The organism is Acuticoccus kandeliae (assembly GCF_003073115.1).
This window is the reverse complement of record NZ_QBBV01000003.1, coordinates 635,922-655,026: the sequence shown is the minus strand read 5'-3', so window position 1 is coordinate 655,026 and position 19,105 is coordinate 635,922. Positions and strand designations below refer to the sequence as shown.

Annotated in this window: 19 protein-coding genes; 10 read left to right on the top strand and 9 right to left on the bottom strand. The window is 66.4% G+C overall.

Features of this window, described 5'->3' with window-relative positions; all coding sequences use genetic code 11:
- Window positions 1–115: 115 nt before the first annotated feature.
- Both DBV35_RS22280 and DBV35_RS22275 read right to left on the bottom strand, forming a co-directional pair.
- The gene (locus tag DBV35_RS22280; RefSeq protein WP_108662560.1) at window positions 116–3,064 is read right to left on the bottom strand and encodes a 2-oxoglutarate dehydrogenase E1 component; all 2,949 of its coding nucleotides are present in this window, start codon (window positions 3,062–3,064) and stop codon (window positions 116–118) included.
- 90 nt (window positions 3,065–3,154) lie between these two features.
- Window positions 3,155–3,598 (bottom strand): DUF1810 domain-containing protein, encoded by a 444-nt coding sequence (locus DBV35_RS22275; RefSeq protein ID WP_108662804.1) that lies wholly within the window; start codon window positions 3,596–3,598, stop codon window positions 3,155–3,157.
- 189 nt (window positions 3,599–3,787) lie between these two features.
- Between DBV35_RS22275 and DBV35_RS22270 the strand changes: the two genes are divergently transcribed.
- Window positions 3,788–4,390: an exopolysaccharide biosynthesis protein gene (locus DBV35_RS22270; RefSeq protein WP_157961903.1), complete on the top strand. Its 603-nt coding sequence runs from the start codon at window positions 3,788–3,790 to the stop codon at window positions 4,388–4,390.
- 118 nt (window positions 4,391–4,508) lie between these two features.
- Here DBV35_RS22270 and sucD read toward each other — a convergent pair whose 3' ends face one another.
- From sucD to zapE, 6 genes are all read right to left on the bottom strand, one after another.
- Window positions 4,509–5,417, bottom strand: a complete 909-nt coding sequence (sucD, locus tag DBV35_RS22265) for a succinate--CoA ligase subunit alpha (protein ID WP_108662558.1) — start codon at window positions 5,415–5,417, stop codon at window positions 4,509–4,511.
- A gap of 73 nt (window positions 5,418–5,490) precedes the next feature.
- Window positions 5,491–6,342, bottom strand: coding sequence for a sulfotransferase family protein (locus tag DBV35_RS22260; RefSeq protein WP_157961902.1), 852 nt, complete (start codon window positions 6,340–6,342; stop codon window positions 5,491–5,493).
- Window positions 6,343–6,459: 117 nt separating this feature from the next.
- Window positions 6,460–7,656, bottom strand: coding sequence for an ADP-forming succinate--CoA ligase subunit beta (gene sucC, locus DBV35_RS22255; RefSeq protein WP_108662556.1), 1,197 nt, complete (start codon window positions 7,654–7,656; stop codon window positions 6,460–6,462).
- Window positions 7,657–7,837: 181 nt separating this feature from the next.
- Complete coding sequence (locus tag DBV35_RS22250; protein ID WP_157961901.1) at window positions 7,838–8,299, bottom strand: invasion associated locus B family protein; 462 nt, start codon at window positions 8,297–8,299, stop codon at window positions 7,838–7,840.
- Window positions 8,292–9,254 carry a malate dehydrogenase gene (mdh, locus tag DBV35_RS22245; RefSeq protein WP_108662554.1) on the bottom strand — a complete coding sequence of 321 codons (963 nt, stop codon included), beginning with the start codon at window positions 9,252–9,254 and terminating at the stop codon, window positions 8,292–8,294. The genes DBV35_RS22250 and mdh overlap by 8 nt, the downstream gene beginning before the upstream one ends.
- An 84-nt stretch (window positions 9,255–9,338) precedes the next feature.
- Window positions 9,339–10,454 carry a cell division protein ZapE gene (gene zapE / locus DBV35_RS22240; protein WP_108662553.1) on the bottom strand — a complete coding sequence of 372 codons (1,116 nt, stop codon included), beginning with the start codon at window positions 10,452–10,454 and terminating at the stop codon, window positions 9,339–9,341.
- Between the two features lie 170 nt (window positions 10,455–10,624).
- Here zapE and DBV35_RS22235 point away from each other — a divergent pair, with 170 nt between their 5' ends.
- From DBV35_RS22235 to rplT, 9 genes are all read left to right on the top strand, one after another.
- Window positions 10,625–11,401: an enoyl-CoA hydratase gene (locus tag DBV35_RS22235; RefSeq protein WP_108662552.1), complete on the top strand. Its 777-nt coding sequence runs from the start codon at window positions 10,625–10,627 to the stop codon at window positions 11,399–11,401.
- 85 nt (window positions 11,402–11,486) lie between these two features.
- A complete protein-coding gene (rpsT, locus tag DBV35_RS22230) occupies window positions 11,487–11,750 on the top strand; it encodes a 30S ribosomal protein S20 (protein ID WP_108662551.1) in 264 nt (87 codons plus the stop codon).
- A 900-nt stretch (window positions 11,751–12,650) separates the two neighbouring features.
- On the top strand, window positions 12,651–13,082 hold the full coding sequence (locus DBV35_RS22225) for a rhodanese-like domain-containing protein (RefSeq protein ID WP_108662550.1): 432 nt from the start codon (window positions 12,651–12,653) through the stop codon (window positions 13,080–13,082).
- A 130-nt stretch (window positions 13,083–13,212) separates the two neighbouring features.
- Entirely contained in the window at window positions 13,213–14,682 is a 1,470-nt protein-coding gene (gene dnaA, locus DBV35_RS22220; RefSeq protein WP_108662549.1) for a chromosomal replication initiator protein DnaA, read from the top strand.
- 108 nt (window positions 14,683–14,790) lie between these two features.
- Window positions 14,791–15,909 carry a DNA polymerase III subunit beta gene (gene dnaN / locus DBV35_RS22215; protein ID WP_108662548.1) on the top strand — a complete coding sequence of 373 codons (1,119 nt, stop codon included), beginning with the start codon at window positions 14,791–14,793 and terminating at the stop codon, window positions 15,907–15,909.
- A 10-nt stretch (window positions 15,910–15,919) separates the two neighbouring features.
- Window positions 15,920–17,050, top strand: a complete 1,131-nt coding sequence (gene recF, locus DBV35_RS22210) for a DNA replication/repair protein RecF (RefSeq protein ID WP_108662547.1) — start codon at window positions 15,920–15,922, stop codon at window positions 17,048–17,050.
- A 24-nt stretch (window positions 17,051–17,074) separates the two neighbouring features.
- A complete protein-coding gene (locus DBV35_RS22205) occupies window positions 17,075–17,368 on the top strand; it encodes a hypothetical protein (RefSeq protein WP_108662546.1) in 294 nt (97 codons plus the stop codon).
- Between the two features lie 151 nt (window positions 17,369–17,519).
- Window positions 17,520–17,717, top strand: coding sequence for a 50S ribosomal protein L35 (rpmI, locus tag DBV35_RS22200; RefSeq protein WP_108662803.1), 198 nt, complete (start codon window positions 17,520–17,522; stop codon window positions 17,715–17,717).
- A 19-nt stretch (window positions 17,718–17,736) separates the two neighbouring features.
- Window positions 17,737–18,117 carry a 50S ribosomal protein L20 gene (gene rplT / locus DBV35_RS22195; RefSeq protein ID WP_108662545.1) on the top strand — a complete coding sequence of 127 codons (381 nt, stop codon included), beginning with the start codon at window positions 17,737–17,739 and terminating at the stop codon, window positions 18,115–18,117.
- Window positions 18,118–18,248: 131 nt separating this feature from the next.
- On the opposite strand, the gene DBV35_RS22190 is transcribed toward rplT, so the two are convergent.
- Window positions 18,249–18,899 (bottom strand): sterol desaturase family protein, encoded by a 651-nt coding sequence (locus DBV35_RS22190; protein WP_108662544.1) that lies wholly within the window; start codon window positions 18,897–18,899, stop codon window positions 18,249–18,251.
- Between the last annotated feature and the right edge of the window lie 206 nt (window positions 18,900–19,105).

The following is a 19,105-nucleotide window of genomic DNA, read 5'->3' as shown; positions in this document are numbered from 1 at the left end:
ATGAAAAGACCGGTGCGGTGGCCGCCATCTCGACCGCGCCGGTCGCCTTGTGCACCCGATGCCTTGCCCCTGGCAAGTCGCCAGGGGCAAGGATCGGACGCTTGTCGGCGTGCGACTAACCCAAAGCCTGCTCGAGGAAGGCTTCCATCTGCTGCACGTGGCGCGCCCCGAGACCGGTCGCGGGCGAGGCCGCCGCCGGACGGCCCGCATAGCGCGGCCGGGTGTTGGCCATCTTCGTCTGCTGGAGGCTCCAGTCGAGATAGGGCTGCACGAACGTCCAGGACCCCATGTTCGCCGGCTCTTCCTGGCACCAGACGAGCTCGGCGTTCGGGAAGCGCTTCAGCTCGTGGGTCAGCGCCTTCGCCGGGAACGGGTAGAGCTGCTCGACGCGCAGGAGATAGACATCGTCGACCCCCTTCTGCTCGCGCGCCTCGAGGAGGTCGTAATAGACCTTGCCCGAGCACGCGACGACGCGGCGGATATTCTCGTCCTTCTGGAGCTTGAAGTCGCCCGTGAGGCCGAGGTCCGCGTCGTCCCACAGGATGCGGTGGAAGGTCGAATCCGGCCCCATCTCCTCCAGCGTCGACACGCAGCGCTTATGCCGCAGCAGCGACTTCGGCGTCATGAGAATCAACGGCTTGCGCAGGTCGCGCTTCAGCTGGCGCCGCAGGATGTGGAAGTAGTTCGCCGGGGTCGAGCAGTTGGCGACCTGCATGTTGTCCTCGGCGCAGAGCTGGAGGAAGCGCTCCAGACGCGCGGAGGAGTGCTCCGGCCCCTGCCCCTCATAGCCGTGCGGCAGGAGGCAGACGAGGCCGGTCATGCGCAGCCACTTGCGCTCGCCCGACGAGATGAACTGGTCGAACACCACCTGCGCGCCGTTCGCGAAGTCGCCGAACTGGGCTTCCCAGGCGACGAGCGCGTTCGGCTCGGCGAGGGAGTAGCCGTACTCGAAGCCGAGCACCGCCTCTTCCGAGAGCATCGAGTTGATGACCTCGTAGCGCTTCTGGTTCTCGTCGATGTTGTTGAGCGGGATGTAGCGCTCCTCGGACTCCTGGTCGTAGAGCACCGAGTGGCGCTGCGAGAAGGTGCCGCGCTCCACGTCCTGGCCGGAGAGGCGGACCGGGTAGCCTTCACGCAGGAGTGATCCGAAGGCGAGCGCCTCGGCCATCGCCCAGTCGAAGCCCTTGCCCGTCTCCATCATCTTGCGGCGGTTGTCGAGGAAGCGCTGGATCGTGCGGTGGACGTGGAAGCCCTCCGGCACCTCGGTCAGCTTCGCGCCGATCGTCTCGAGCTCGTCGAACGCAACACCGGTCGAACCGCGGCGCGGCTCGTCCACGTCGTCGGACGGCTTGATCGCCTTCCAGCGGCCGTCGAGCCAGTCGGCCTTGTTCGGCAGGTACGACTGGCCGGCCTCGAACTCGTCCTCGAGATGCTGGCGCCACTCGGACTTGCGCGTCTCGATGTCCTCGGCCGTCATCGCGCCCTCGTCGATCAGGCGCTGGGAGTAGATCTCCAGCGTCGTCGGGTGCGAGCGGATGATGTTGTACATCTTGGGCTGCGTGAACGCCGGCTCGTCGCCCTCGTTGTGGCCGAAGCGGCGGTAGCAGAACATGTCGATGACCACGGGCTTGTGGAACATCTGGCGGAACTCGGTCGCGATCTTCGCGGCGTAGACCACCGCTTCCGGATCGTCGCCGTTCACGTGGAAGATCGGCGCCTCGATCATCTTGGCGACGTCGGACGGGTACGGCGAGGAGCGGGAGAAGCCCGGGTTCGTCGTGAAGCCGATCTGGTTGTTGATGATGACGTGGATCGAGCCGCCGGTGCGGTGCCCCTTGAGGCCCGACAGGCCGAAGCATTCCGCCACCACGCCCTGCCCCGCGAACGCGGCATCGCCGTGGAGGAGGAGCGCCATCACCTGCGAACGTTCCGTGTCGTGCAGCTGGTCCTGCTTGGCGCGCACCTTCCCGAGCACGACGGGATCGACGATCTCGAGGTGGGAGGGGTTTGCGGTCAGCGACAGGTGGACCTGGTTGCCGTCAAACTCACGGTCGGAGGAGGCGCCGAGGTGATACTTCACGTCGCCGGAGCCTTCGACCTCGTCCGGCTTGAAGGAGCCGCCTTTGAACTCGTGGAAGATCGCGCGCAGCGGCTTGCCCATGACCTGGGCGAGCACGTTGAGGCGGCCGCGGTGGGCCATGCCGACCGCGATGTCCTTCACGCCGAGATTGCCGCCGCGCTTGATGATCTGCTCGAGCGCGGGGATCACCGCCTCGCCGCCATCGAGGCCGAAGCGCTTCGTGCCGGTGTACTTGACGCCGAGGAACTTCTCGAAGCCTTCCGACTCGACGAGCTTGTTGAGGATCGCCCGGCGGCCCTCCGGCGTGAACGCCACGCCCTTGTCCGGCCCCTCGATGCGCTCCTGGATCCAGGCCTTCTCGTGCCCGTCGGAGATGTGCATGAACTCGACGCCCATCGTCGAGCAGTAGGTCCGCGTCAGGATCTCGACCATCTGCCGCACGGTCGCGAATTCGAGGCCGAGCACGTTGTCGATGAAGATCGGGCGGTCGAGGTCGGCGCCGGTGAAGCCGTAGGAGGCCGGCGACAGCTCCTCGTCGTTCATCCCGGAGATGCCGAGCGGGTCGAGCTTGGCGTGGTAGTGGCCGCGCATGCGGTAGGCGCGGATCATCATGATCGCGCGGACCGAATCACGGGCGGCGCGCTGCAATTCGGCCTCGGAGAGCGGGGCGCTCGTCTTCTGGGCCTTCTCGGCGACCTTCTCGGTCACGCGCTTCTCGATCGGGCGCCAGTCGGAGTCCATCGCGGACACGAGTTCGCCGTTCAGCGGGACCGGCCAGTCCGTGCGTTGCCAGCGCGGGCCGCGCGCCTCGGCCATCACCGAGGCCCGATCGTCCTTCAATTGGGCAAAGAAAGCCTGCCAGCCGGCGTCAACGCTCGTTGGGTCGACCTGATACTGGGCATACAGCTGCTCCAGATACTCGGCGTTGCCGCCGTACAGGAATGAGGAGTTGAGAAACGCGGCGTTCGCGTCCTGGCGGGCCATGGCAGGTGTCCGTTACGTTGGGCGTTCCCCTACAGTGTAGGGGTTTCGCGCGGATTTCTGAACCGCATACGTTGAGCAGGGCTGCCACGGTCAAGCATTTTCATTGCGTGGCTGCCCCAACATATCGAGGGTGGCTGCATCATTCATGCCGGCATAGAAGCGGTCGATTGCCTCGCGGAAGATCCCGATCTCGGGATCGGCCACCGAAAAGAGCGTCATCGACGAGCGGAACTTCATGTCGTCGGGGCTGCCGAATAGGCGGTTTGGGTCGGTTTCGCCACTCCCCAGTGCCGCCTTTGTTGCGACCTCCAGCCGCGGTCCGAGGGTTGGATGGTCGAGATAGGCGCGCGCTTCGGCGAGAGACGCGATCCCGTACCGCTCCGCCATGCTGCTGCGACCGAGGCCACGCAGCTGCGGAAATATGTACCAGATCCAGTGGGTCTCCTTCCGCCCCTCGGAAAGCTCCGCGCAAGCACGCTCGAAATCATGTGCCTGGGCGTCGACGAAACGTTGAAGATCGTACGGATCCTTCATCATCGTCCTCCCAAAATTCGGACCACTTTCTGGCGAGCGGTTCCAGCGGGTGTCGCGCAACCACGCGCCCCTCTCATGCGTTCCATATGGGTGCACACGAACGATGCTGCGAGCGTCAGTCCGACGCGCCGCGACGGGCAGCATTGCACACCGCACATAGGTGCAACGGCGCACGGGAGAACCATCGACATGAGCGAGATCCGGACTTCGCTGAGCGAGGACACATCCCTCGGCGACGTGATGGATCGGCTGCGACAGGCGGGGAGCGGCGAGAAGGTCACCCTCAACGACATCCTCAAGACGTTTCAGGACCGCTCGCTCGGGGTGATGATCACGGTCCTCGGCCTCATCGCGGCGCTGCCGGCGATCGGCGCCGTCCCCGGCATGTCGATGCTGGTGGCGGTCATGATCCTCTTCGTCATGGCCAACGGGATCATCTCGTCGCGACCGCTGCGCGTGCCGGGCCGGCTCGGTCGCGTCGGCGTCGCGCGCGACCGGTTCGAGGACGGGCTGAAACGCGCGAAGCGGTTCACGAGCCCGGTCGACCGCCTCCTGTCCCGCCGGCTGACCTTCATGACAGAGGGCCGCATCCAGCGCGCCCTCCTCTTCGCGATGACGGGCGTGCTCGCCCTCATCATGTTCCCGCTGGAGCTCGTGCCGTGGGGCTCGACCTTCCCCTCGATCGGGATCGTCTCCTTCGGCCTCGCGATCATCGCGAAGGACGGCGTGTTCGCGATCGTCGGTTACATCATGATGGCGCTGACCTTCGGGCTCGTCCTCGCCATCATCTGACGGCCAATCCCCGCGCGCCGGGCACGAAAAAAGGGCGCCGGCCTCAGGCCGCGCGCCCCTTCATCGCGTGATCGCCGGGTGCCCGCGCCGGCCGAGCCGGCGCCGGGCGCGTTCCGGATCAGCCCTTCAGCACCTTCGAGAGCGTCTTGCCGAGCTGCGCGGGGGACGGGGAGACGGTGATGCCCGCCGCTTCCATCGCCGCGATCTTGTCCTCGGCGCCGCCCTTGCCCCCGGAGATGACCGCGCCCGCGTGGCCCATCGTGCGGCCCGGAGGCGCCGTGCGGCCGGCGATGAAGCCGACCATCGGCTTCTTGCGGCCCTTCTTCGCCTCGTCGGCGATGAACTGGGCGGCGTCCTCTTCGGCCGAGCCGCCGATCTCGCCGATCATGATGATCGACTGCGTCTCGTCGTCGGCGAGGAACATCTCCAGCATGTCGATGAACTCGGTGCCCTTCACCGGGTCGCCGCCGATGCCGACCGCGGTCGACTGGCCGAGGCCCTCGGCGGAGGTCTGGAACACCGCCTCATAGGTCAGCGTGCCGGAGCGCGACACGATGCCGACCGAGCCGTCGCGGAAGATCGAGCCCGGCATGATGCCGATCTTGCACTCGTTCGGGGTGAGCACGCCCGGGCAGTTCGGGCCGAGGAGCCGGCTGGACGACTTTTCGAGACGCGCCTTCACGTCGACCATGTCCATCACCGGGATGCCCTCGGTGATGCAGACGATCAGCGGGATCTCCGCCTCGATCGCCTCGATGATCGCGGCGGCCGCGCCCGCGGGCGGCACGTAGACGACGCTGGCGTTCGCGCCGGTGGCGTCCTTCGCCTCGCCGACGGTCTTGTAGATCGGCAGCGGCTTGGCGTTGCCGTTCGCGCCGGTCCACGTCTCGCCGCCCTTCTTCGGGTGGACGCCGGCGACCATCTGCGTGCCGTGATAGGCGAGCGCCTGCTCGGTGTGGAAGGTGCCGGTGCGGCCCGTCAGCCCCTGCACAATGACTTTGGTGTTGCGGTCGACGAGGATGGACATGGAAGGCTCCAGTTGGCGGCGGCGGCCGGTCAGCGAGACGGGCCGGTCGGACGGAACAGGGGACCGACCTCACTCATGCGAGGGCCCGTCTGGCGTAGGGCCAGAGGTCGGCGGTTTCAGGAAAGCGGTCGGCGCAGAATGCGTAGACAGGGCGATAGACGCGCATCGCCGCCTCGACCATCGCCTCGGTCAAGGGCGAGCCGTCGCGACTGACATTGACCCTCTTGCCGTAGTGCATCGGCAGGTGCTTCAGGCCAAGGAAGTCGCGCAGGCGGCGCGTGAAGGCGTCGTTGAAGAGGTCCTCGTAGAACCCGTAGAGGATCTCCTCGGGCGCGAAGACCTGCTCCAGGCGCCCGATGATCTCGTCATAGGCGCCATTGGCGCGGTGGAAGGGCCGCTCCAGCGAAGGCTCGAACCGGTCGAACGCCTTGTCGGTCGCCTCGGTGGTGTCGAGCATGCGGAGCGCGGAATAGTAGCGGCTGATCGGGTCGCGCATCAGGAAGATGACGCGGCAGTCGAACCCGTCCTCCTCCACGATCGCGCGCATCCGGGCCATCCCCTCGACCGGCAGGAGGCCGTAGAGCGTCGAGAAGTCGCCGGTGAAGGCGTACTTGCCGAGCCGCTTCGGGGAGAAGATCCGCAGATAATCCTCGTCATAGACGAAGGCGCGGATGATGAGGGCGATCTCCTCGTCCACCTCTTCGAGGCGCCGCGCTCCGGGGGCCCTGTCGACCATGTCCGGCTTCAGGAGGGCGAGGACCCGCCTGTCGAGGAACTGGCCGCAAAGCTCCCGGCAATAGCGCACGTTGAAGACGTGCAACTCCTTGTGCGCGGGGAAGGCGAAGCGCGGATGGCGGCGAAGCTGGTCGTGCAGCCAGGTCGTCCCGGCCTTCTGCGCACCGACGCAATAGATGAAGGTCTTCATCGCGCCGCCCCCGCCGGACGTGCCACGGTCACCGGCGCGCACGCGCACGCGAACGCACCGCGCCCGAAGGCGCGGCCCGTCATCGCGTCGATGGCGCCGGTGAGCCGCACGCGGGTCCTACTTGCCGGAGACCGCGGCGACGATCTTCTGCGCCGCGTCGTCGAGATCGTCGGCGGAGGTGATGTCGAGGCCCGACTGGTTCAGCAGCGCCTTGCCCTGCTCCACGTTCGTGCCCTCGAGGCGCACCACCAGCGGCACCTGGAGGCCGACTTCCTTCACCGCGGCGATCACGCCCTCGGCGATGACGTCGCAGCGCATGATGCCGCCGAAGATGTTGACGAGGATGCCCTTCACGTTCGGGTCGGCGGTGATGATCTTGAACGCCGCCGTCACCTTCTCCTTGGACGCGCCGCCGCCGACATCGAGGAAGTTGGCGGGCTCGGCGCCGTAGAGCTTGATGATGTCCATCGTCGCCATGGCGAGGCCGGCGCCGTTGACCATGCAGCCAATATTGCCGTCGAGGGCGACATAGGCGAGGTCGTATTTGGACGCCTCGATCTCCTTCGCGTCCTCTTCGGTGAGGTCACGCAGGGCGACGATGTCCTCGTGGCGGAAGAGTGCGTTGCCGTCGAACGAGACCTTCGCGTCGAGCACGCGCAGGTGGCCGTTCTCCATCACGATCAGCGGGTTCACCTCGAGGAGGCTCATGTCCTTCTCGGTGAAGGCCTTGTAGAGCTGGCGGGCGAGCGGGCCCATCTCGCCCTTGGCCGGCTCGTCGAGCGCGAGCGCCTCGACGAGCTTGGCGACGTCCGCATCGGTCACGCCGGCGATCGGGTCGATGGCGACCGTCACGATCTTCTCCGGCGTCTCCTCGGCGACGGCCTCGATGTCCATGCCGCCCTCGGTGGAGACGACAAAGGCCACCTCACCGACGGTGCGGTCGATCAGCAGCGAGAGGTAGAGCTCGCGCGCGATGTCGGCGCCGTCCTCGATATAGAGCTGGTTCACGACCTTGCCGACCGGGCCCGTCTGCTTGGTGACGAGCGTGTTGCCGAGCATCTCCTTGGCGAAGGCCGCGGCCTCCTCGGGGCTCTTGGCAAGGCGCACGCCGCCCTTCGCGTCCGGGCCGAGCTCCTTGAACTTGCCCTTGCCGCGGCCGCCGGCGTGGATCTGGCTCTTCACCACGTAGAGCGGGCCGGGAAGCGACTTCGCCGCCGCGGCCGCGTCGTCCGCGGACGTGATCGCGACCCCATCGGCGACGGGCGCACCAAAGCTCTTCAGGATCGCCTTGGCTTGGTACTCGTGGATGTTCATCTTTGCCCCTTCAGAGTGTCGTCGCTGTATCCGCCTGAAACCAGAGAGATAGACCGCGAACGCTGTGCAATAGCGATGCCGGCGGCACCGCCGCGCGGCCGCGAAATGTGGGTGCCCGCGCGGACCGGCCGGCGCCCCGAGACCGGCGCCCGATGGGTGAGCGATGCCGGCCCCGTCATGATCAGCAATCCTCGAGCGCCTGGTCGATCACCTCGGCCGAGCCGGAAAGGCTCACCGTGAAGGCGTCACCGTCGCGCTGGCGGGGATCGAAATCGTAGGTCACCTCGGTGCCGCGCCGCAGCGCGTCGACGAGCGGATCGTCGCGCGAGACGACGGCGTAGGCCTGCCACGCCGCGTCCGCCTTGGAGAAGGCGAACTCGGCCTCGCGCTCATACGCGGCCTCGTCGACCGTGAAGCGGATCTTCGGCGCAGGCTCCACGGCTTCCATCGCGTAAAGCGCGGGCCGCATCGCGACGCGGCCCGGACCGTTGCAAGACACCACGAACCCGACGGCGTCGGAGTTCGGAATTCCCCATTTTGCCCCGGATGCGGGGTCTTTCTCGTCGGCGAACCAGAGCGGTGAGGCGGCGAACGAAGCCGTCGCCATCATCGCGAGCACGCCGACGAACGCAGCCTTAAGCAAGGCTCGGGTCGATGTTGCGGCAGGCCTCGAGCAGGCCACGCACCGCATTCACCGACGTGTCGAAATTGTCCTTCTCGGTGCCCTGGAGCTCGACCTCGACGATCCGCTCCACGCCACCCGCACCGATCACCACCGGCACGCCGACATAAAGGTCGTCGATGCCGAACTGGCCGGAGAGGTGGACGGCGGCCGGGAGGACGCGCTTCTTGTCGCGCAGATAGGCTTCGGCCATCTGGATCGCGGCCGCGGCCGGCGCGTAGAAGGCGGAGCCGGTCTTCAGAAGGCCGACGATCTCGGCGCCGCCATCGCGGGTGCGCTGGACGATGCTGTCGAGACGCTCCTGCGTGGTCCAGCCCATCTTCACGAGGTCGGGCAGCGGGATGCCGGCGACCGTGGAGTAGCGGGTGAGCGGCACCATCGTGTCGCCGTGGCCGCCGAGCACGAAGGCGGTCACGTCCTCGACCGAGACGTTGAATTCGGTCGCGAGGAAGGTGCGGAAGCGGGCCGAGTCGAGCACGCCGGCCATGCCGACGACCATGTTCTCCGGCAGGCCGGAGAATTTCTGCAGGGCCCAGACCATCGCGTCGAGCGGGTTGGTGATGCAGATGACGAACGCGTTCGGCGCGTGCGTCTTGAGGCCCTCGCCGACCTGGCTCATCACCTTGAGGTTAATGCCGAGCAGGTCATCGCGGCTCATGCCGGGCTTGCGCGGCACGCCGGCGGTCACGATGACCACGTCGGCCCCGGCGATCCCCTCATAGGAGTTCGTGCCGGAGAGGGCGGAGTCGAACCCGTCGATCGGGGACGACTGCATGATGTCGAGCGCCTTGCCTTGCGGCGTACCCTCGGCAATGTCGAACAGCACCACATCGCCCAGTTCCTTGAGGCCAGCGAGATGGGCAAGCGTGCCCCCGATCTGGCCCGATCCGATAAGGGCGATCTTTGAGCGTGACATGAGCATTCCAAAAGCAAGTTGTGTGCGGCGAATGCGGCCTAGCGCGTTCGAACCCGCCGTTCAAGCCGCATTCGCAAGGCAGGCTCAAGTCAGCGGGGTCGTCTCCGCGTCGTGGAGATAGCTCGCCGAGCGCATTTCATAGAGACGGGACGCCGTGCGCGCGAAGGCGAAGGCCTCCTCCCGCGCGCCGCCCTCCCCCGCATCGAACAGCGCGTCCGGCTCGGCCCCGGCGGTCACGACGAGGCGGACCTTCTGATCATAAAGCACGTCGATGAGGACGATGAAGCGCCGCGCCGTCTCGCGCCGGGCGGGGGTGAGGACGGGGCAGCCCTCCAGGAAGATCGTATGGAAGCGCTTGGCGAGCGCGATGAAGTCGATCGCGGCGAGCGGCGCCTCGCACAGCTCCGCGAAGGTGAAGCGCGCCATGCCGCCGGCCGCCCGCTTCACCTCGATCCTGCGCGAGCCGACCGGCACCTCTGTGCGCGCCGCCTCGCGATCACCGAGAAGCCCGCGCCACAGCCGCTCGAAGCCGACATCGCCAGGCTGGAACCAGACCCGGTGGTCTTCCAGCCGGTCGAGCCGGTAGTCGAGCGGGGTGTCGAGGCGCACGACCTCCACATGCTGGTCGAGGAGGCGGATGAAGGGAATGAAGAGCTGGCGGTTCAGCCCCTCGCGATAGAGGTCGTTCGGCGCGACGTTCGAGGTCGCGACCAGCGTCACGCCGCGCTCGAAGATGCGGGTGAAGAGGCGCGACAGGATCATCGCGTCGGCGATGTCGGTCACCGCGAACTCGTCGAAGCAGAGGACGCGCGCGGCGTCGGCGATCTCGTCGGCCGCGGAGGCGACCGCATCGTCCGCCTTCTCATTGCGCAGGCGCGCGATGCGGGCGTGGACGTCGCCCATGAAGTCATTGAAGTGAACGCGACGCTTTGCCTCGACGGGCGCAGACTCGAAGAAGAGGTCCATCAGCATCGTCTTGCCGCGCCCGACCGATCCCCAGAGATAGAGACCGCGGACCGCCTTCGCCTTGCGCCGCCGCAGGAAGCGGGAGAGGCGGCCGGAGGCCTCCTCGCGCAGGTCGTCGACGACGGAGTCGAGCCGGTGGGCGACGGCGACCTGCGCCGCGTCGCGCTTCACCTCGTCGTGGCGGACGAGCTGCTCGTAGCGCGCGATGACGCTGATGGGCGCCGGATCAGCCATTCAGTCCACCCGTTCGCGTCGGCCGGCCCGAGCGGAGCGGGGGCAGGTTGCAGATTTCATCGCTTCTCTTCACGGCCCGACGCGATAGCGTCCGGGGATGGTGTTGTCACGTCGGCTTGTCAGCATGACGCCCTCGCACTACCAGATCGTTCGCACATCCGGAGAAGGCCATGGCCGACTACGAGACCATCCTGATCGAGCGCGACGGCGCGGTGGGCATCGTCACGCTGAACCGCCCCAAGGCGCTGAACGCGCTGAATGGCCAGCTCGTCGACGAGACGGTGGAGGCGCTGCGCGCGTTCGACGCCGACCCGGCGATCGGCTGCATGATCCTCACCGGCTCCGAGCGGGCCTTCGCCGCGGGCGCGGATATTAAGGAGATGGCGTCCCTCTCCTTCACCGAGGCCTATCTCGGCGACTTCATCTCGAGCTGGGACCGCATCGGCACGATGCGCAAGCCGGTGATCGCGGCGGTGGCGGGCTTCGCGCTCGGCGGCGGCTGCGAGGTGGCGATGATGTGCGACTTCATCATCGCGGCCGACTCCGCGAAGTTCGGCCAGCCCGAGATCAATCTCGGCGTCATGCCGGGCGCCGGGGGGACGCAGCGCCTCACCCGCGCCGTCGGCAAGGCGAAGGCGATGGACCTCATCCTCACCGGCCGCATGATGGACGCGGATGAGGCGGAGCGCTCCGGCCTCGTCGCCCGCGTCGTCCCGGCCGCCGATCTCCTCGCCGAGGCGAAAAAGGCGGCCGCCGCGATCGCCTCGAAGTCACTCCCCTCTTTGATGGCGGCGAAGGAGAGCGTAAACCACGCCTTCGAAGGGTCCCTCTCCGACGGGGTGCGTTTCGAGCGGCGTCTGTTCCACGCCCTCTTCGCCACCGAGGACCAGAAAGAGGGCATGTCGGCGTTCGCAGAAAAGCGGAAACCGGACTTTAAGAACCGCTAAGGCTTGACCATCTGTCCGAGACAAGCTAGGCGCGCGGGTCAATCAATTGGTCGGATCGAAAGCCGGCCGCCCAATGGAAGAGTAAATGGCTAATACAAAGTCCGCCCAGAAGATGGTTCGCAAGCTGAAGAAGCGGACCGAGATCAACGGCGCCCGCCGTTCGCGCATGCGCACCTTCGTCCGCAAGGTCGAGGAAGCGATCGCGTCCGGCGACAAGGACGCCGCGCAGGCCGCGCTGCAGGCTGCTCAGCCGGAAATCATGCGCGCCGCGACCAAGGGCATCGTTCACAAGAACACCGCGTCGCGGAAGGTGTCCCGCCTCGCGAGCCGCGTGAAGGCGATCGCCTGACGCCTCGCCGTCGGCCGGGCGCCGGCGGCATCGAGTGACGCGCGGGGCGGGATGCGGTCATGATCGCAACCCCCGCGCGACGGCGAGACTGGATCCGCCGCACTCAACCGGGTCTCAACCATCGACATTGTTGGAAGAGCGCGACGGATGACGTCGGACCCTTGCCGCGCCGGCCAGGCGGGCGAGGACCGATGTCCGTCCATCGGGTTTTCCGAACTGTCACAAAGGCCGTTTCGGACGGCTGCACCAACCGAATTGGGATTGAAACCCACTGATTCGGTTTTCCACGATCTCCTTAGGTTAGGCGATTCTGTGGAATACAACCCTAACGGGAAGATCCGAATAGTCGATTTTTCCTGCCGAATCGCAGGAAAAAAGCAAACATTATCAATGCCTTACCTAAGGTTGAATTAATTAGCCGGGTATTCTAAACTTCCGACGGAAGTCAAGTGAATTATTTCTTTCACCCCGCCGCAGATTCTTTGAACCTTACCGGAACCTAAACGAAGCTCCTGCGTTGCAAGGGGTTTTCAACGGCGCTTACCACAAAAACCCGCAGAAACGGCCGCCTTTTTATTGATCTCTCGTTAATGTCAAGCCGTTTCAGGCCCTCTTTGGGACTTGCTCCCAACCGGTCTCGTGTGTTTCATACAGTCCATCGAGGGGGACACGAACCTCCCTTGGGAATATATGGCCCGCCCCCGATGCAGGTGCGGGTGTGGATGTTGAAGAGGTTTTACCATGGCGACGAATGCACGCGCTGATTGCACATTTCAGACATGCATCTCGACCATGACCTCGTCATAGCGTTCTCGAGCCAAGCAGCTTAAGACCCCAGTCACTTCTCCGCCCAGGGTTTATGACGGACAATGAATTTGTCCGAACGAGGAAGCTTTGTCGATGTCCCAGTCAGTGGACTCCCCAGTTGCCGATATCAGCCCTGAAGAGGCGTACGAGACCCTGACGTCCGACCCGAATGCCCGGCTCGTCGATGTCAGGACCCGTGCCGAATGGAATTATGTGGGCCTGCCCGATCTCGCCGACGCCGACGTCGAGCCGATCCTGATCGAATGGCAGACCTTTCCGACGATGCAGGTTCAAACGAATTTTGGTGACGCGTTGGAGCAGGCCTGCCCAAACAGGTCCGCTCCCCTCTACTTCCTTTGTCGCAGCGGCGTGCGCAGTCTTGCCGCAGCAAGGCTTGCAAAATCATTGGGTTATACGAACAGCTTCAACATCAAGGACGGCTTCGAAGGGCCGCCCGACGAGATGGGGCACCGTGGACTGAGGGCGGGATGGAAGGCCTCTGGCCTCCCATGGCGCCAATCCTAACGGACTAACCGTGACAGACAGAATGGCGATCTCCAGCGGCGCGCCCGGGCGCCGCACGGGAGAGGTGTATTCGCGTGGCCGGGGCGTAATTGAGCTCTACCCTCAGAACATAGAAAGGAGAATGCGAGGAATGACCGCCTTTGAGCCTTCGACCATCAGCGAAGACGAGGCCGATACCGGTTCTGCCATCTGGCAGCGTATCAAGGCCGACCTGCGTGCTGCCCACGGCGAAGACATCTACACGTCGTGGTTTGAGCGGATCGAGTTCGAGGGCATCGCGGGCACCGTCGTGGTGCTGTCGACCCCCACGCCGTTCATCCGCCATTGGACGCAAAACAATTACGGCCCGGAGATCCTGCAGCGCTACCGGATCCTCGACCCGAGCATGACCGAGGTCCGTTTCAAGGTCCGCGGCGCGCTTCGGCCGAAGACCACCACGCAGCCCGGCGCCGCGGCCCCCAACCGCGCCGGCCCGGTCGCCCAGGCGACTCCGGCCCCGCACCGGCAGATCGACGCGCCTGCCGCCGCGCCCGCCAAGCTCGCCGGCGGCCTCGAGGGCTCGCCCCTCGAAACGCGCTACACCTTCGCGAGCCTCGTGGAGGGCCCGTCCAACGCGCTCGCCGTGGCGGCGGCGAAGAAGGTCGCGACCGCGAATCCCGGCGATCGCATTCCCTATAATCCGCTCTTCATCTCGGCGGCCGTCGGCCTCGGCAAGACGCACCTCCTGCAGGCGATCGCGAACGAGGTCCGCATCGCGAACCCGCAGCGGCGCGTCCTCTACCTCACCGCCGAATATTTCATGTACCGGTTCGTGCACGCGATCCGGAGCAAGAACACCCTCTCCTTCAAGGACATCCTGCGCGACATCGACGTCCTCATCATCGACGACCTCCAGTTCCTCAACGGGACGAAGGTGCATGAGGAGTTCGGCCACACCCTCACGACGCTGGTCGACTCGCAGCGCCAGGTGGTGATCGCGGCCGATCGCGCGCCGAACGATCTCGACGGCCTCGAGCCGCGCGTTCGCTCGCGCCTCGGCGGCGGCCTCCTCGTCGAGCTCGACGTGCCGGACTACGGGATGCGCCGCGCGATCCTCGAGCACCGCATCGCGGCGCAGCGGGAGATCTTCGACCAGCTCGTCTTCCCCGAGGACGTGGTCGATTTCGTCGCCCGCTCGGTGACCACCAACGGTCGTGACCTCGACGGCGCGGTGAACCGCCTCGTCGCCCACAACCAGCTCACCTCGACGCCGATCGACCTGAAGATGGCGGAGACGGCGCTGCGTGATCTCCTCAAGGCGCGCGAGACCCGCCGCCCCAAGATCGAGGACATCCAGCGCGTCACCTCGCAGCATTTCGGCGTGTCGCGTCAGGACCTGATCTCGGCCCGCCGGACCCGCGTGATCGTCCGTCCGCGTCAGATCGCGATGTATCTGTCGAAGACGCTGACGCCGCGCTCGCTGCCCGAAATCGGCCGCCGTTTCGGCAACAGAGACCACACCACCGTGCTCCATGCGGTGCGTAAGGTCGAAGAAATGATCGACCGCGATCCCCAGGTTGCGGAGGATATCGAGACGCTGAAGCGCCTGCTCGACCAATAGGCCGATAAAGCGTCCCAAGGATAAGGGCCGGGCTTGCAACCCCGGCCCTTTCTTGTTCAACGTAAGCGCCCTGCGGAGAGTCTCCGCGCCTTTTCCGACGGAATTGTCATGCGTGCGACCCTTGAACGGGCTCATCTGTTGAAGCCGCTTAGCCACGTCCAGCGTGTCGTCGAGCGGCGCAACACGATCCCGATCCTCTCCAACGTGCTGATCGATGCCGATGGCGCGAAACTGACGCTGAAGGCGACCGATCTCGACCTCGAAATCGTGGAGACGGTCGAGGCCGCCGTGGACCAGCCGGGCACGGTGACGGTGCCCGCGCACATCCTGCACGACATCGTCCGCAAGATTCCCGAAGGCGCGCGCATCGCGCTCGACACCAATGCGGATGGCTCGACCCTCACCCTGTCGGCCGGCCGCTCGCGCTTCGCGCTCCAGATGCTGCCGGAATCCGACTATCCAGACATCACCGCCGGCGAGTTCTCGCACAGCTTCAAGCTGCCCGCGGGTGACCTCAAGTGGCTGATCGATCGCACGCAGTTCGCGATCTCCACCGAGGAGACGCGCTATTATCTGAACGGCATCTACTTCCACACGATCGTCGTCGACGGGACGACCATGCTGCGCGCGGTCGCGACCGACGGGCACCGCCTCGCCCAGGCCCAGCTCCCCGCCCCGAACGGCGCGGCCGGGATGCCGGGCATCATCGTCCCGCGCAAGACCGTCGGCGAGCTGCAGCGCCTGCTCGATGATCCGGACGGCGAGCTCACGCTCGAGCTGTCGGACACCAAGATCCGCGTCACCTTCGGCGGCCTGATCCTCACCTCGAAGCTGATCGACGGCACCTTCCCGGACTACGACCGGGTGATCCCGAAGAACAACACCAAGATCATGATGGTGGACCGGGTGGATTTCGCCTCCGCGGTCGACCGCGTCTCCACCGTCTCGTCCGAGCGCGGGCGCGCGGTGAAGCTCTCCCTCGTCGACGGGACGCTCACCCTCTCCGTGGTGAACCCAGACTCGGGCTCCGCGACCGACGAGCTCGTCGTCGACTTCGACGCCGAGCCGATCGATATCGGCTTCAACTCCAAATATCTCCTCGACATCACCGGTCAGCTCACCGCCGAGAACGCGACCTTCGCGCTCGCCGATCCCGGCTCCCCGACGCTGATCCACGACGGCGACGCCACCAAGACGCTCTACGTCCTGATGCCGATGCGCGTGTGATGCCGCGCCCGTGGCCGATGCGGCACCCCGCGTCGTCCGCCTCACGCGGCTGGCGCTGACGAACTTTCGCAACTACTCGGCCGCCCGGTTCGACGCGGAGGCGAGTCACATCGTGTTCGCCGGCCCCAACGGCGCCGGCAAGACCAACCTCCTCGAGGCGATCTCCCTCCTCTCCCCCGGCCGGGGCCTGCGCCGCGCGACCTACGCGCAGATGGCCCGGCAGGATGCCGGCCCCGAGACCGGCTGGACGATCCACGCCCGCGTCACGAAGGACGGCGAGGAGAGCGCGATCGGCACCGGCTTCACCCCCTTCACCACGAGCCGCACCGTGCGCATCGACGGCGAGGACGCGCGGCCGGACGACCTGTCCGAACGCATGCGCATCCTGTGGCTGACGCCGGCGATGGACGGCCTCTTCACCGGCGCGGCGGCGGACCGGCGGCGCTTCATCGACCGCCTCGCCCTCGCCCTCTTCCCCGCCCACGGGCGGCGCGCGAACGCCTATGACCGCGCGATGCGCCAGCGCAACCGCATGTTCGAGGACGGCGTCTTCGACGCCAAATGGTTCGCCGCCGTGGAGCGCGAGATGGCCGAGCACGCCGCCGCCATCAGCCAGGCCCGGTTCGAGCTGATCGCCAAGCTGAACGCCGCCCAGGCCGTGCGCGCGGCCGCGAGCCGGGACTTCCCCCAGGCGGTCGTCTCGGTCGTCGGCGATGTCGGCGAGGCGCACGAGCGGCGCTTCGCCGACTTCCTCGAGAAGGTGCGCGAGCGCGACCGCGCCGCCGGCCGCGCCATCACCGGCCCCCACCGCGCCGACCTCGAGGTGATCCACGTCGAGAAGAACATGCCCGCCGCCCTCGCCTCGACCGGCGAGCAGAAGGCGCTCCTCATCGGCATCATCCTCGGCCACGCCGCGCTCGTGACGCGCATGGTGGGCGAGACCCCGGTCCTCCTCCTCGACGAGGTCGCCGCCCATCTCGACCCCGGCCGCCGCGCCGCCCTCTACGACACGCTCGACGCCCTCGGCGCGCAGACCTTCATGACCGGCACCGACCAGAGCCTTTTCACCGCGCTCGGCGACCGGGCCGACCGCTTCCACGTCGAAGGCGGCAAGGTCGCGCCGGTCACGGGGCTCGGCTAGGATCGGGGCCGATCGGAGGGCGAGATGTCGGCGGTGAAATGGCTTCTCCTGCCCCACCTCGTCGCGCTCGCCGCCTTCGCGGGCGCGTTCGCGGTGATGACGGCGACGCGCACCAACCGCACCGATCCCGACTTCTGGCTCGGCCTCACCGGCTTCGTCACCGGTCTCGGCGCGCTGGTCGCGAGCTTCGCCGCCGTCATCCTCGTGACCATCGCGCGGCAAAGGCGGGGCGAGTGGCCCTGGCTCCTCGTCCATCTCGTGATGGCGGCGCTGGTGTCGGCCGCGGCCTCCTCCTGGCTCGGCGCCCATATCGCGTGAGCGCGGGCCGGGATGCACCGCCTGCGGTTGCCAAGCGGCGCTTTAACGTCTATATCGCGCGCTCTCACTGAAAGGTCGCCCGGCCAATTCCGGCTCTATGCCGGATCGCACGGGCATGCCGCGGCGGCCGCATGACGAACCGGAGATCAAAATGCCCAAGTTGAAGACGAAATCGGGCGCCAAAAAGCGCTTCAAGATCACCGCCAAGGGCAAGGTGAAGGTCGCTCAGGCCGGCAAGCGGCATGGGATGATCAAGCGGTCCACGAAGTTTATCCGCAACGCGCGGGGTACGACGACCTTGTCCGATCAGGACGCACGGATCGTCAAGTCCTTCATGCCGTACGCCTGAGCCTGAGGAGATCTGAAGCATGTCACGCGTGAAACGGGGCGTTACCGCCCACGCCAAGCACAAGAAGGTCTTGAAGGCAGCCAAGGGTTATTATGGCCGCCGCAAGAGCACCATCCGCGTCGCCAAGCAGGCGGTCGAGCGTGCGAACCAGTACGCCTACCGCGACCGCAAGGTTCGCAAGCGGAACTTCCGTGCCCTCTGGATCCAGCGCATCAACGCCGGCGTCCGTCCGCTCGGCCTCACCTATGCCCGCCTCATCGACGGTCTGAACAAGGCCGGCATCGAGGTTGACCGCAAGGTGCTCGCCGACCTCGCCATCCACGAGCCTGCGGCCTTCGCCGCGATCGTGGAGCAGGCCCGCGCCGCCCTCCCGGCGGAGCTGCAGGGCACCCCGGCCTGACGATCGACGAGGCGGGTGCGCGTCACCCGCCCTCTCATTTCGCTAAAAACGCAAAAGGCGGGCTCCGGGCCCGCCTTTTTCATGTCCGGTCCACCGCCGGCCGCCGTCCCGCGTGACGCGCGGCGCGGCCCTCAGGCCGCCTTCGCCGCCCGCTCGGGCTTCCAGGTGGTGCGGAAGACGCTGTCCCAGATCGTGGTCGTGACGCCGAAATTCACCGTCTCGTCGCGGTGGTGGTGGATCGCGTGGTGGCGCTTCAGCGTCGCCGCCCAGGCGTTGCGCATCGGCAGATGGTGGCAGGCGACGTGGACATATTCATACGCCTGGTAGCCGAGAAGCACGCCCGCGTTCAGCGCCAGCGTCACCGGCAGCGGCACGCCGATCAGCCACATGAAGACCGTGTAGACGAGCGACAGGTACACCGTGATCTTCAGCTGGAGCATGATGTTCATGCGCTCCTTCATCGGATCGTTGTGGTGCGAGCGATGCGAGGGGAAGCACTTGCGGATCATCTTGTGGTGCTTCTTCTCCGGCTCCCAGTGCAGCATCCAGCGATGGAGGATGTACTCCAGGAACGTCCAGTAGAAGAGGCCGAGGAGGACGACCCCGCCGACCATCAGCGGGTTGCCGCTCCACACGACCGCGACCAGCGCATAGAGAACCGCCAGGGAGGTCGACACGATGATGATCGAGCGCAGACCAGACATGCCGATGATGGTGATCGGGTTCGGACGTCGGGCGGGCGTGGCCGCGACGTCGGGGGTGGCGCCAACATCGATCGTCATCAAGCACTCCGTCGACGGAACTCAGTCCTCGCTGGGAGGTCATCATAGAGGCCCGGCGGTCGCACGAGAGGGCCTTCGGCGCGTGCATCCGGGCAAGCAGTTATTGTAGAAACCGCACAAAAACTCAACATACCCCTTTCGCCCCTGTAGCGCGCCGGCCACGCCGCCGCGACAAACATCGCCACAAGCCGGTGGCGAACGCACCG